General features: G+C 38.5%; 10 protein-coding genes. 3 read left to right on the top strand and 7 right to left on the bottom strand.

Annotated features, from left to right (window positions below; translation table 11 throughout):
* Positions 1–38 precede the first annotated feature (38 nt).
* From ACFFGL_RS08060 to ACFFGL_RS08030, 7 genes are all read right to left on the bottom strand, one after another.
* Positions 39–398, bottom strand: coding sequence for a SpoIIAA family protein (locus tag ACFFGL_RS08060; protein WP_228249733.1), 360 nt, complete (start codon positions 396–398; stop codon positions 39–41).
* A gap of 633 nt (positions 399–1031) precedes the next feature.
* Entirely contained in the window at positions 1032–1508 is a 477-nt protein-coding gene (locus ACFFGL_RS08055; protein ID WP_228249732.1) for a Fur family transcriptional regulator, read from the bottom strand.
* Positions 1509–1517: 9 nt separating this feature from the next.
* Positions 1518–1934, bottom strand: a complete 417-nt coding sequence (locus ACFFGL_RS08050; protein ID WP_309726918.1) for a Fur family transcriptional regulator — start codon at positions 1932–1934, stop codon at positions 1518–1520.
* Between the two features lies 1 nt (position 1935).
* The gene (locus ACFFGL_RS08045; protein WP_228249730.1) at positions 1936–2283 is read right to left on the bottom strand and encodes a P-II family nitrogen regulator; all 348 of its coding nucleotides are present in this window, start codon (positions 2281–2283) and stop codon (positions 1936–1938) included.
* A 92-nt stretch (positions 2284–2375) separates the two neighbouring features.
* Complete coding sequence (locus ACFFGL_RS08040; protein ID WP_228249729.1) at positions 2376–3611, bottom strand: efflux RND transporter periplasmic adaptor subunit; 1236 nt, start codon at positions 3609–3611, stop codon at positions 2376–2378.
* Between the two features lie 21 nt (positions 3612–3632).
* On the bottom strand, positions 3633–8066 hold the full coding sequence (locus ACFFGL_RS08035; protein WP_228249728.1) for a CusA/CzcA family heavy metal efflux RND transporter: 4434 nt from the start codon (positions 8064–8066) through the stop codon (positions 3633–3635).
* Positions 8067–8202: 136 nt separating this feature from the next.
* Positions 8203–8598, bottom strand: a complete 396-nt coding sequence (locus ACFFGL_RS08030) for a hypothetical protein (protein ID WP_228249727.1) — start codon at positions 8596–8598, stop codon at positions 8203–8205.
* Positions 8599–8719: 121 nt separating this feature from the next.
* Between ACFFGL_RS08030 and ACFFGL_RS08025 the strand changes: the two genes are divergently transcribed.
* From ACFFGL_RS08025 to ACFFGL_RS08015, 3 genes are all read left to right on the top strand, one after another.
* Positions 8720–9136 carry an HYC_CC_PP family protein gene (locus ACFFGL_RS08025; RefSeq protein ID WP_228249726.1) on the top strand — a complete coding sequence of 139 codons (417 nt, stop codon included), beginning with the start codon at positions 8720–8722 and terminating at the stop codon, positions 9134–9136.
* A 142-nt stretch (positions 9137–9278) separates the two neighbouring features.
* Entirely contained in the window at positions 9279–13064 is a 3786-nt protein-coding gene (locus tag ACFFGL_RS08020; protein ID WP_228249725.1) for an efflux RND transporter permease subunit, read from the top strand.
* Positions 13061–14278, top strand: a complete 1218-nt coding sequence (locus ACFFGL_RS08015; protein ID WP_228249724.1) for a TolC family protein — start codon at positions 13061–13063, stop codon at positions 14276–14278. Before ACFFGL_RS08020 ends, ACFFGL_RS08015 begins: the two co-directional genes overlap by 4 nt.

Genomic DNA, 14278 nt, shown 5'->3' with positions numbered 1-14278 from the left:
TTTAGTTTATTCTTTTGTTAATCACCAATGCCATGTCATTACTCACTTTCAATCCATATTTTGGCCTCCTGTTTCTCGTCTGGATCGAAATATTTAATTTCGGCATTGCAAAATGGTTTCATAAACTGGGCCGCCCACTTTCGCCATTTTTTTTCCCCTACCAATGCTATTTTTTCGTACTCCTTTTCGTGGCCAACATCTTTAGAGAAATCTTTCCATAGACCTTCTATATGCCAGCCTTGAAAATCGTTCATCTCAAAATACCATCGAACCTTTAATCTTTTTTCAAGAATAATGTGGATAAGCGGATGTATTTTTTCAAAATCGTACTGGTTGAGTTTACCGCTGGCAATTGAGGTAACCACATTTTCTCTTTTTATGTCTGTAATCTGTAACATCTTTTAAAATTAATATTATTGCATTTTTATGTGCAAACATCCATCCCAATTCCTCTGTTCAGGCATTGTTCTCAATTGTACTTTGCCATATCCTTATTTATGCATACCTGTATCTCGGACAGGTTCGACTCAGGTGGAAGTTTATCAACTTTACAGGATGATCTAATCATTCTACTTTTATAATCCTGTTAAACTCAGATATGTTTTTATATTAGCATAAATAATATCCTGAATTTTTCAAATTATAAGTCATAGATATTGACAGTCGTACCGTTCTCTCATTCCCCGGTCCTTTCATTTTTCTGTCGCGGGGCACAATAGGAATCAGGAATATCCATAAAATGAGGATTCTCGACAATTCCCACCATTTCCTCAGCATTTCTCCAAAACACTAATCATACGTACTTTTTAGATTTAAGTGTTATTATTTTATTTATCAATACCAATGCTCTTTGTTCGAGCTTTGCTAATTTTTCCGTTTCAGATTCAAAATTTCGAATATTGGTCTTGCTAAAAGGTAAAAGTATTTGGTAAACTGTTTCTGCTATTTAGCCCCAAAGTCCGTTAAATTTCTTCGGGAAAGGAAATATCCAAACTCTCACCGCTGCTTTATGTCATTATTTTTTTCGGAATTTATAATTTTGTATCATCGTCTAAACTTTTATTAGCAGATGAATGGGTTCTTTTTTTAAATTTCCTTGCTTTTCTACATTTTCCACAGGTTCCCTTTAAAACTAAATTCACATCAATTATTTCGTATTTATCGGGCAGACTATCGTACTGTATTTTATTTGGTAAACAAAAGGTGTTCCCGCAACGTACACAATGAAAATGCAGGTGCAAATCCAAACAGTTTTTATCTGAGTATGCATATTTCGCGATAGCTGATCCATCATCTATTTGATGTATTAAGCCTTTTTCATGGAACAGCTTTATATTCCTATAAATTGTCGTTCTGTCCCCTGTATGGTCACTTTTTTTGATGAGAGCCTTTTCTATTTCACTTAATGTTACAGCATAAAACTTTCTTTTGAGGTATTTATAAATAAATACCCTCATTTTGGTAGGTCTTATCCCGTTGCTTGTAAGTATTTTATTAGCTTTAATCATCTTATAAAATTAAACACCACTACATTTCTCGCATATTCCTTTTACTACCAGATTTACGTTTTCTGGCATGTATCCTTCCGGAAGATTAATATGCGGGATTTTATGGTCGGTCAAACAAACGGTTTCATCACAATACTTACAATGAAAATGGATGTGTAAATCCTGTTCTACTTCACAGTTAGATCGGGTTTCGCAAAGCGCGTATTTAGGTATTCCAGTGCCATCATCTATTTGGTGAACTATACCATTCTTTTCAAAAATCTTTATGGTACGAGATAAGGTGGCTCGATCAGCTTTTACAAAAGCGGTTTCGATCTCTGACAAAGCAATAGCCCGGTTATTTTTGGCCATAAATTTATAAATAAGGGTGCGCATTGCTGTTGGCCTAACTTCATAAGACTCTAAAATTCTTTCTACATCATTCATTTTAGCTTAATTTAGAGTTATTAGTTTTTAATGACTTTCCAGTTTTAATTTGAAAAGCATTTTCTATATCTGACAGATAAATGATACCATCACCGGGTTCTGTTGTTTTGCCGTTTTCAAGAATAATATCAATTGCTATCTGAGACTCCTCATTTTGGCAAACCAATTCTAGTTTAATTACCGGACTATCAGTAACACGAAAATCCAGAGAAGGCGATGCGCCCTTCGCTTTAAAAGCTCCTGTACCTTCCCCTTTCGAGATGGTCATACTCTTAAATCCGTGGTCACTTAGCGCTTCGATTACTTTCTGAGCCCTTTTTGGCTTTATAAATGCTTTTATTTCTTTCATAATTATATTTTAAATTTTCTAATAAGAATGAACCCACTGAAATTTTAATCAAGACAAACAATTATGACAGCGAGTCCATTCTTCTAATTTTTTTAATGCCCGTGGGAAGTTTGGCTCTTCTGCATTTCAGAAACCAGATAATAGGCATTGTTATAGGCAACCATCGTACCTTCCGGCAGTGGTTCCAAAAGTTTTATTTCTACCCAGCCATCTTCGGTAATCCCGGTCCTTACCTGTACTGGTTTAAGTTCCCACTCAGTTTCTCCATCCTCCTGGTGTTTTTGAGCTGTAAAAATATAGGGGTTACCATCTTCTTCAATAATTGCTTCTTCCGGCAGAGCGGTGACAGGTGAAGCACCAGTCCTGATTTTACCCTGTATGTACATTCCGGGAATCAGGTAGTCCTCTTTTTTGTCAATTTCGGCATGTACATGTACTGCTTTCGGGTTTTGTTCAAATTGTTTACCAACCGAATAGATCTCGCCAGTTAGATTGCTGCCGGGGACTGATTCCAGGCTAAAAGAGATTTTTTGTCCCTCTTTTACCTTATAGATATCTTTTTCAAAAACCATTAAATCGGCATGTACATGTTCATTGTCCACTACCATAAACATTCCGGTTTGGGGTTCTACGTATTGTCCCACCTGTACCTTTACTTTTTCAATATATCCTGCAATGGGGCTTACTACCGGAACATACTCATAAAGATCTCCATTCCTTACCTGTGAAGGACTTAAGTTTAATTGTCGAATTTGAGATTCATAGCCAGTTACTTCCCCCTTGACCGATTGGTAGTCTGACCGCGTTTGTTGAAAAGTCTTTCCGGAACCAACTTCCGCTTCATATAAACGTTTTTGTCTGTTAAATTCGTCTTCCAAAAATTGCATTCGGTTAAACGCATTGATGTAGTCTGTCTGAATCCTGGTTAGGTCGGGGTGGGCGAGGTAGGCCAAAACCTGTCCTTTGTTTACCTTATCACCTTCAATAACCTTTATGGATGTTACATTACCTCCAAGGATAGCGGTCACCGTAGCTTCATACTGCGGTGGTACTTCCAACTGCCCGTTGGCTTCCACAAGTCCCGAAAGCGCTTTTTTGGGTAAGGTATCCACCTTTATCCCTAAGCTATTGAATTTTAAGTCGGAAAGGTGCACCGCGCCCATACCTCCTTCTTCTTCGCCCTCCTCGTTGTGACCTTCACCCTCTTCAGTATTCGTAGTTGCAGTATCACGGGAAAGGTCTTCTCCTGTTTCAGAATTTTCTTTACATCCAAAGAAGAGGCTGAGGGTTAAGGCAAGTGTTAAAATATTTATTGATCTTGTATTCATATCGTTTTTATTACTTAGTTTTTAGTTTGAATTTTTCAGGTAATATTCGAGTTGATATCGGCTATCGAGATAATCATTAAAAGCGTTCCAGGAGTTTACTTCAATGCGGATGGCATCCCTTATGTTCTGCAGGAAAGTCACATAATCTATAGCTCCTTCTTTAAAAGCCAGGACAGATCCATTTTGTTGTTCTTTGGCTAAAGGAAGTGCCTCCTCTTTATAATAATTCCAGGAGTTTCGCCATTTAATATATTCTTCCCGCATATTTTTATATGCCGTTTCCAATTCTAGTTTATCCTGATAAAAATTTTGCTCTGCAATCTTGCGATTTACTCTTGCTTCCTGGGTACGGCCCAATTCAGGGCCAAAGAAAAGTGGAATCTGAATCCCTACCTGATACTGGTAAAAACCAGACTGCCCATTGACTTCCTGCCTCGCATACTGTCCCTGGAGTTTGGGCAGGAATTCTGATTTTCGTTCCCTGGTGACCGCTTTCGCCACTTCTACCCTTTGTCCCGATACCTGGAGCAAAGGATGGTTTTCCAGGGATTCCACTAGGAAATTTAGTGGTTTGTCCAGTACTTCGGTAGGCAAATCAGGAACGTTATATAAGGTATCAGATGCAAACCACAAATTTAAGCGCTGCAAAGCTTTTAAGTAATTTCGGTAGGACTGTTCCAATTGAATTTTAACTTCATTTGCCTGGTTTGAGGTAGCAAGATACTCTAATTTAGAGGTGGCTTCGGTCTCGTACCTAATTCTCGCGGCCCTTTCAATATCTTCAAAAATAGAATCCATTTTTTTATAGACCTGATAGGTTCTCTTCTGGGCATAAACTGCAGCCCAGGCCCTACTTACCTCACGTTCTATTCCTAAGCTGTTAAGGTCTAAAGCATTTTCTGCAAGAGCTACCCTTTCTTTTTGCAACTTTAAGCGGGGGACAATTCCGAAGATATCTATGCCCTGTTGCTGAACCCCAACTTTTGTATAGATACCGTCAGATCCATTCCCTACTTCTTCTTTTCCCGTGAAAATTTGGGTATTACCAAAATCATATGCTGTTTTTCGCAAAACCTCCTCACTTTCAATTTCAAGTTGAGCAGCTTTCAATCGTGGATAGTTTTTAATAGCCAACTCTTTGGCTTCTTCCAAACTGATAGTTTGTAAGGTATCCTGAAGTGGATATGCATAAGAAGTTGTATCAGATTGGGCATTAGCAGAAAATGATCCGCTTAATAACAACCCTATCACTAAAATTGTAGCTAATGATCGGGAATTGGAAGAATCAATTTTATTCTGTTCTTTCTTTTCCCTTCTCTTCTCTACAAAAGTATATAGGACGGGGAGAACAACCAGAGTAAGTAAGGTAGCCGTAAGCATTCCCCCAATTACCACTGTAGCCAAAGGTCGTTGAACTTCAGCTCCTGCAGAAGATGAAAATGCCATAGGCAAAAAGCCAAAAATATCTGTTGTTGCTGTTAACATAATAGGTCTTATTCGTTCTTTAGTTCCAGTGAAAATTCTGTCTTTAATACTGGTTACCCCTTCTTCTTTTAGAGAATTGAACCGGTTAATGAGCACCAGGCCATTTAGAACTGCTACACCAAATAGGACAATAAAGCCTACTCCGGCTGAAATGCTAAAAGGCATATCCCTTAACCAAAGGGCAAATATTCCACCAATAGCCGCCAGTGGAATGGCTATGTAGATCATAATGGATTGTGAAAAGGACTGAAGCGCAAAGTATAGCAGTACGAAAATTAAGAACAAAGCAATAGGCACTACAATTTGCAAACGGCCCTTTGCCCGCTGAAGGTTTTCAAATTCGCCGCCATAGGTAATGTAGTAGCCTGGAGGTAAATCTAATTCTTCATCCAGTTTTTGCTGAATATCATTTACCACAGATTCTACATCCCTACCCCGGGCATTTACCCCCACATACGTCCTGCGGAAAGTATTGTCCCTTGATATTTGCATAGGGCCTGGGACATAGCTAATGTCTGCTACTTCCTTGATTGGTACCTGAGTACCATCAGGGAGGTCTATATAAAGTGTCCTTAAATCATCAATGTTTTGGCGGTGAGCCTCATCAAAACGTATTACCATATCAAAACGTTTTTCCCCTTCAAATATGACACCTGCTGTACCTCCGGCAAACGCAGCGCTTATGTAGTCATTAATCTTTTCAATATCCAACCCGTATTGGGCAATTTTATCCCGGTTAAAGCGAACTGTCATCTGCGGAAGACCGGATGTACGTTCAGGGTTTACATCTCCTACCCCGGGAATAGTTTGTATTATTTCAGCCATTTGATTGGCTTTTTCAGCAAGGAGATCAAGATCTTCTCCGTATAATTTTACCGCTACATCTTCCCGGACACCGGTGAGTAATTCATTGAATCGCAGTTCTACCGGCTGACTAAATACAAGGTTCACCCCGGTAAGCTCATCATTGAGTTTTTCTTTTATCTTTTCAATCAATGCTTCTTTGGTATCGGCCGAAGTCCACTTATCCATATCCTTTTCCAATATTATGAACATATCGGCAATATCCATGGGCATGGGGTCGGTAGGAATATCTGCAACCCCAATCCTTGCTACAGCCGTTTTTACTTCGGGGAAATTCTCAAGAAGAACGTCCTCTATTTTTGTTGAAACATCAATTGTTTCACTCAAACCACTTCCGGGCCTAATTAAAGCCTGCATGGCAATATCCCCTTCATCGAGTTGTGGAACGAATTCCCCTCCCATTCTGGAAAAGATAAAACCCGCAATAATAAGCAGTACCACTGCAGAACCAAGTACTATTAATTTCAGTTTTAATGCTCCTTTCAGTAAAGGCATATAAACTTTTTCAATACCCCCAATAATTTTATCGCTTATTCTTTCCAGCCAGCGTTCAAACTTGCCAAACCAGTTTTTCTTATTTTGAATAGGTTTCATAAACAAGGCCGACATCATTGGAACATAAGTCAAACAAAGAAAGATCGCTCCAATCATAGCAAAGCCAAATGTAAATGCCATAGGACGGAACATTTTTCCTTCCACACCTGTAAGGAAAAGTATGGGAGCAAACACTATTAAAATTATAATTTGGCCAAAAAATGCAGAACCCATCATCGTACTTCCTGCATCGTAGGCTACTTCATCCATCTTCGCCTGATTGAATTTCACTTTGCCTGATCGAATACGTTTTTGTATTTCATAAACGGTGCCTTCAATAATAATAACGGCTCCATCGATTATAATTCCGAAGTCAATGGCTCCCAGGCTCATTAAATTTGCCCAAACATTGAATTGTTTCATGAGTATAAAGGCGAATAGTAAGGACAGGGGAATGGTGGTAGCAGTTATCAATCCCCCCCTTAAACTTCCTAAGAGGATAACCAAAGCGAAAATTACAATTAAAGCGCCTTCTATAAGATTTTGGGTTACAGTACTTGTAGTTCTTTCTATCAAAACACTTCTGTCCAGAAAAGGTTCTATTGATAAACCTTCTGGTAATGATTGTTCTACCGTTTCCATTCGATCCTGGACATTTGCAATTACCTTATTAGGATTAGCTCCTTTTAGCATTAAGACCATTCCGCCAACGGCTTCGCGGCCATCCTGGGTAAAAGCCCCATATCGTACCTGACTTCCAAACTGCACATCTTCTGCCGCATCTCCAATTGTAACAGGTACGCTATTTTCGTTCTTAATAACAATAGATTGTATATCATCCAAAGATCTAATTAGGCCTTCTCCTCGGATAAAATTGGCCATGTTGTTTTTTTCGATGTAAGCCCCCCCCGTATTAACATTGTTTTTTTGTAGAGCAGCAAAGACTTGAGAGATAGAGATGTTTAAAGCATTCAGCTTCTCAGGATTAATGGCTATTTCATATTGTTTGATATTACCACCAAAGGAATTAACTTCTACCACACCTTCTACAAGCGTCATTTGACGCTTTACAATCCAATCTTGAATTGTTCTCAGCTCAGTAGGAGAGTAAACCGTATCATATTCTTTTTGAGGTTTGATGGTATATTGATAAATCTCCCCAAGACCAGTAGTAATGGGTCCCATAGATGGACTGCCAAATTTTTCAGGTATTTGGTCCCTAACTTCGTTAAGTTTTTCCTGAACGAGTTGACGGGGCTTGTAAATGCCCATATCGTCCTTAAAAACAATGGTAACTACGGAAAGACCAAACCGGGAAACAGATCGTATTTCTGTAACTCCGGGTAAATTACCCATAGAAAGTTCTACAGGATAGGTAACAAATTGCTCTATATCTTCTGTAGCCAGATTAGGAGATTGGGTAATAACCTGGACCTGGTTATTTGTAATATCTGGCACCGATCCCAGGTTTACGGTAGACATGGACCAAATACCCGTCCCTATAAGCGCCAAGGTAAGTAGTCCAATAATAAATTTATTATTAATGGAAAACGCGATTATTTTATTAATCATATAAATAAAGATTTAATTCAGTTAAAATTCTAGACAGTAATTTTCTGCTTGACAAACTACCATTGGAACCAAGCATCTAGTAGGGGAACCAGATTTTGGTCAAAAAGGGATATAGCTATCCCATAAAAAAACTGAATTATAGCTGAGGAGGGTGGAAGAGTGATTCCAGATATCTGGAACTGAAGTTTATTTTATATAAGTTAGACTGTTTTTTATCTTTAAACTTTAACCGATTGGTTAGAGGCGTATTGTTGTTCGCAATAAATAATAATAAAGGATGACAACATTGATGATGAGAATGGACTGGTATATTCTCTTTATCTGGGTTATTATGATGCCCTTTATCTTTTGCATCATTGTCAATGTAATCTTCAACTACATATTCAAGGAAAGAGTCGCCATAGACTTTATGGTCTTGATAATGGGTAATAATGCTTGAAATTTCTTTAATTGGTCCACAAAAGTCCATATCTATACTAATTCCCTGAAAAAAGAATAATAGCGACATTGATATGGAAAAGAATATTTTCATAAAGCTTTACAAAGATACAAATTAATTGATGCACAGGGTGTGCAAAGATGCTATTGTCTGATTTGTTAAAATTTTTATAAAGTTGATTGTTTATTTTGGTTTTTTATAAATTTGCACTCCTATGAAGTCATTTTTCCATAAAATAGTATCCATAACTTTGGCGAGCTTGGTGTTTTTTGCCACAACCTCGTTTACGGTAGATATGCATTTTTGTGGACAAACTTTGGTTGACTTCTCCTTGATCCATAATGTTAAAACCTGTGGAATGGAAAAACAGCAACCGAAGAAAAATTGTGAATCTGAGGTTTCGAAAAAATCCTGTTGTTCAGATAACCAAATAATGGTTGAAGGGCAGGACAATTTAAAAACTTCATCTAATCAGTTGACTTTTCAGCAACAAGCTTTTGTTGCCACATTTGTTTATACTTATATCAATCTTTTTGATGGGCTGGATAAGAACATCATTCCGTTTAAAGATTATACGCCTCCCTATCTCATAAGGGATGTACAAAAACTACACGAAACGTATTTAATTTGATTTTAGACAGTGCCCGATTCTGATAGCGAATCTGGGAAACTTGCCCTTAGTTTACTACTCTAACGGGCTCATTTTGTTGTGTTTATCTTTCTGATAACCTCAGGATTTTATTCAATGTGTAACTGTTTAATTATCAATAAATATGCTAAATAAAGGCATAAAATTTCTCATAGAAAACAAACTCGTGGCGGTTCTGTTACTCGCCCTTTTTGTAGGTTGGGGTATCGTTAATGCCCCATTTAACTGGAATACCGGGTTTCTCCCTACAGATCCTGTAGCTGTTGATGCCATCCCTGATATTGGTGAGAATCAACAAATTGTATTCACCAAATGGGAGGGTCGCTCGCCACAGGATATAGAAGATCAGATAAGCTATCCACTTACTACTACATTATTGGGTATTCCGGGGGTAAAGACTATCCGTAGTTCTTCAATGTTCGGTTTTTCAAGTATCTATATCATTTTTGAAGAAGATGTGGAATTCTACTGGTCGCGCAGCCGTATTCTCGAAAAACTGAATTCCCTACCCTCTGGATTATTGCCTGAAGGGGTTAATCCTTCATTGGGACCCGATGCCACAGGGCTCGGACAGATTTACTGGTACACTTTAGAAGGACGGGATAAAGACGGCAACGTAACCGGGGGATGGGATTTGCACGAACTAAGGAGTATTCAGGACTATTACGTTAAATATGCACTTTCTTCAGCAAGTGGTGTTTCGGAAGTAGCTTCCATAGGTGGTTTTGTCCAAGAATACCAAATAGATGTAAATCCTGAATTGATGCGCCAATATAATATTGGTTTGTCAGCGATAGTTAAAGCAGTCAAGGAAAGCAATAAAGATATTGGAGCACAAACATTAGAAATTAATCAAGCCGAATATTTGGTGCGTGGGCTAGGGTATGTGAAGTCCATTTCAGATATTGAAAACGCGGTTGTTACTTCTGAAGATTATACTTCGATAAGAATTAAAGACATCGCAAACGTAAGTTTAGGACCCGCACCGCGTCGCGGAATTTTAGATAAAGAAGGGGCTGAAGTAGTCGGTGGGGTTGTTGTTGCCAGATACGGAGCAAACCCAATGGAAGTCATCAATAATGTAAAAGAAAAAATTGATGAACTAAAAGCGGGCCTACCATCCAAAGAACTAGCTGATGGCAGCACTTCGCAATTAACCATTGTCCCTTTTTATGATCGTACTGAACTTATTCAGGAAACACTGGGCACCCTTGACGAAGCTCTAACGCTCGAAATACTTATTACAATTTTTGTAATTATTGTAATGGTATTCAATTTACGAGCTTCTATACTAATCTCTGGATTATTGCCTGTAGCTGTGTTAATGGTCTTTATCGCAATGAAGTTTTTTAATGTGGATGCCAATATTGTGGCGCTATCCGGTATTGCCATTGCCATTGGTACAATGGTAGATGTAGGGGTCATACTTTGTGAAAATATCATCAGGCACCTCGACGAAGAAGAGGAACGCTTTCTCGAAAGAGGAGTAAAACAGCCTATCAATACAGTGGTCTATAACGCCACTGCCGAAGTATCAGGTGCCATACTAACCGCCGTGTTGACTACTATCATCAGCTTTATCCCTGTATTTACTATGATTGGTGCAGAGGGTAAATTATTTCGTCCCCTGGCCTTTACAAAAACAATGGCATTAACAGCTTCAATTATAGTGGCATTATTCTTAATACCTCCTTTTGCAGCATTTTTATTCCGAAGAAAAAGTATTAGAAAAACCAGCGCATATATCATCAACGGGATTTTAATCTTATTGGGTATTACAGCGATAGTCCTGGGGTATTGGTTAGGTCTAATTTTAATTGCTTTTGGAATTACGGCATTTTTAAAAGATGAAAAGATAGCTTCTAGAATTTCAAATACATTTACTTTATCAAACAAACAGGCCAATACTATAAATATTTTTATTTCTGCACTGGCCATAGTCTTTTTGTTAGCCGAATATTGGCGTCCCCTGGGTGTAGATAAAAGTGTTTTCTGGAATTTGTTGTTCGTAGGCTTTATCTGTTTCGGTCTATTAGGAATATTTTGGTTATTCCAGAGTTATTATACACGTATTTTACGCTGGGCACTACGGAACAAAATTTTATTTCTTTCAGTACCAACCGTTATTGTGGTTTTTGGAGTTCTGATTATGCAAAACACCGGAAAAGAATTTATGCCTTCTTTAAATGAAGGGTCTTTTCTTTTGATGCCAACCTCCTTGCCCCACGCAGGTGTTGAAGAAAACAAAAGGGTATTGCAACAATTGGATATGGCGGTTGCTGGCATCCCAGAAATTGAAACTGTAGTAGGTAAATCAGGCCGTACAGAATCAGCTTTAGATCCGGCACCTCTCTCAATGTATGAGAATATTATTCAGTACAAGTCTGAATATATGCTAAACAAAAATGGAAAGCGCCAAAGGTACAAAGTAAATGATGATGGATTATTTGTTCTTAAAGACGGAAAATTAGTAGTTAATCCCAATAGTGAATTAGATGAAGATGGGGATTATTTGGAATCAGAAATAAAAGATCCTTTTCTGGTTGAAAATCAACATCTTATTCCTGACGACGATGGAGAGTTTTATAGAAACTGGCGTCCAGAAATACAGTCACCAGACGATATATGGAATAAGATAGTAGATGCTACTAAATTACCTGGTGTTACCTCTGCCCCCAAGTTACAGCCTATCGAAACCCGTTTGGTAATGTTGCAAACAGGAATGCGTGCCCCGATGGGGATTAAGGTAAAAGGCCAGGATTTACGGGAAATCGAAGCTTTCGGGATGAAACTGGAAGATATTCTCAAACAATCTGAAGGCGTGAAAAAAGAGGCGGTTTTTGCCGATCGTATTGTAGGTAAGCCATACCTTCTTATAGATATTAAAAGGGAACAACTCGCGCGCTACGGGATTTCTATTGAAGATGTACAACGGGTTCTTCAAGTTGCAGTTGGCGGGATGCCGCTCACACAAACGGTGGAAGGTCGCGAACGTTATGGGGTGCGGGTAAGGTACCCTAGGGAACTTCGTGGTAATCCTGATGACATCAAGGACATTTACGTTCCAGTGGAAAAAGGAAGCCCAGTCCCTTTAGGGGAACTTGTGGAAGTTCGTTATGAGCAAGGTCCACAGGTAATTAAAAGTGAAGATACGTTCTTAGTGGGATATGTATTGTTTGATAAACTTGACGGATTTGCCGAGGTTGATGTGGTGGAAAACGCCCAAGCTTTAATCCAGAAAAAAATAGATGATGGGGAATTGACCGTTCCTAAAGGGATCAATTATCAATTTACAGGCACCTACGAAAATCAAATAAGAGCAGAAAAAACGTTGTCAATTGTTGTTCCTTTAGCATTGGCTATTATTTTCTTAATACTGTATTTTCAATTCCGTTCCGTGTCCACTTCATTAATGGTTTTCACAGGTATCGCCGTTGCTTTTGCTGGTGGTTTCCTAATGATTTGGTTTTATGGTCAGGAATGGTTCTTAAACTTCAACTTTTTTGGAGAGAATTTACGCGACCTGTTTCAGATGCATACCATTAATTTAAGTGTAGCGGTCTGGGTAGGCTTCATCGCATTGTTTGGCATTGCTACCGATGATGGGGTGGTAATGGCTACCTACCTTACTCAAACTTTTGACCGTAACAGCCCTGAAAATAAAAAAGAAATAAGGGACTCCATCGTAGAAGCAGGGCAAAAACGTATTCGTCCGTGTTTAATGACCACGGCTACCACAATTCTAGCTCTTTTACCAGTGCTAACCTCTACGGGAAGGGGAAGTGATATAATGATACCAATGGCTATACCGAGTTTCGGCGGAATGCTCATTGCGCTTATCACGCTGTTCGTTGTACCAGTGTTATTCAGTTTAAAAAAGGAATTTCAACTTAAAAGATTGAACAAATGAGATATTTTTTAATCATAGGAATTATTCTATTTACGCTGCCGAGAATGAGTGCACAGCAATTGCAGTCCTATATTCTTGAAGCGGAGACAAACAATCCCGAAATTCAAGCTTTTGAGTTGCGTTATAATATTGCTGAAGAAAAAATAAATGAAGTAAATACCCTGCCAGATACCGAATTTGGAGCCGGTTATTTTGTAAGTGAACCCGAAACGCGTACCGGGGCGCAGCGTGCCCGCTTTTCGGTCAAACAGATGTTGCCTTGGTTCGGAACCATTACTGCCAGGGAAAATTATGCTTCGTCGATGGCCGAAGCAGAATATGTGGAAATGGTCATCGCCAAAAGAAAACTAGCGCTTTCGGTATCACAAGCCTATTATAGACTCTACGGAATAAAAGCAAAACAGAAAGTCTTGGAAAATAATATTCAATTACTCGAAACTTACGAAAGGCTTGCACTTACTTCATTGGAGGTAGGTAATGCTTCGGCGGTAGATGTTTTACGATTACAGATCAGGCAAAATGAACTTCAGCAGCAAAAGGAAATACTTAGAGAAGATTTTATAGCCCAAAAAGTTGAGTTTAATAACTTGTTGAACAAGGAAAAAGCTGCTCCTATAACAGTTGTGGACAGTATGGTTTTACCTATTCAGGAACTATCAGTGTCCAGCCAAGATTTAACTCTTCATCCTGAACTTTTGAAATATGAAAAGTTATATGAATCCATTACCCAATCTGAAGCACTAAACCAAAAAGAAAGCTTGCCCAATCTTGGATTTGGGCTGGATTATATTCCGGTTGAAAAAAGACCTGATATGAATTTTGGTGATAATGGGAAGGATATTTTGATGCCAATGGTCTCTGTATCCATACCTATTTTTAACAATAAATATAATTCACGTACCAGGCAAAACGAGCTTAGACAGCAAGAAATCAATATGCAAAAAGAGGAACGCTTAAACAAACTGGAAACCCTTTTATCACAGGCTGTCCAAAGCCGTAATTCTGCAAGGATAAGTTATGATATTCAGTTGAAAAATTTGGAACAGGCAGAAGATGCAGAAGATATCCTGATCAGGAATTATGAAACAGGAACCATCAATTTTAACGATGTACTGGATATTCAAGAACTACAATTGAAGTTTCAAATAAGCCAGATTGAGTCGATCAAAATGTACTATGTGCAATCGGCGATCATTAACTATTTAATCAATTAA

It is taken from the genome of Mesonia maritima, from assembly GCF_042433895.1.
GTDB lineage: Bacteria > Bacteroidota > Bacteroidia > Flavobacteriales > Flavobacteriaceae > Mesonia > Mesonia maritima.
This window is presented reverse-complemented; position numbering and strand designations above follow the sequence as displayed.

Excerpts from the sequence above, each read along its gene's own strand:
- ACFFGL_RS08060 (WP_228249733.1), bottom strand. The coding sequence starts at position 398 with ATGTTACAGATTACAGACATAAAAAGAGAAAATGTGGTTACCTCAATT.
- ACFFGL_RS08055 (WP_228249732.1), bottom strand. The coding sequence starts at position 1,508 with ATGATTAAAGCTAATAAAATACTTACAAGCAACGGGATAAGACCTACC.
- ACFFGL_RS08050 (WP_309726918.1), bottom strand. The coding sequence starts at position 1,934 with ATGAATGATGTAGAAAGAATTTTAGAGTCTTATGAAGTTAGGCCAACA.
- ACFFGL_RS08045 (WP_228249730.1), bottom strand. The coding sequence starts at position 2,283 with ATGAAAGAAATAAAAGCATTTATAAAGCCAAAAAGGGCTCAGAAAGTA.
- ACFFGL_RS08040 (WP_228249729.1), bottom strand. The coding sequence starts at position 3,611 with ATGAATACAAGATCAATAAATATTTTAACACTTGCCTTAACCCTCAGC.
- ACFFGL_RS08035 (WP_228249728.1), bottom strand. The coding sequence starts at position 8,066 with ATGATTAATAAAATAATCGCGTTTTCCATTAATAATAAATTTATTATT.
- ACFFGL_RS08030 (WP_228249727.1), bottom strand. The coding sequence starts at position 8,598 with ATGAAAATATTCTTTTCCATATCAATGTCGCTATTATTCTTTTTTCAG.
- ACFFGL_RS08025 (WP_228249726.1), top strand. The coding sequence starts at position 8,720 with ATGAAGTCATTTTTCCATAAAATAGTATCCATAACTTTGGCGAGCTTG.
- ACFFGL_RS08020 (WP_228249725.1), top strand. The coding sequence starts at position 9,279 with ATGCTAAATAAAGGCATAAAATTTCTCATAGAAAACAAACTCGTGGCG.
- ACFFGL_RS08015 (WP_228249724.1), top strand. The coding sequence starts at position 13,061 with ATGAGATATTTTTTAATCATAGGAATTATTCTATTTACGCTGCCGAGA.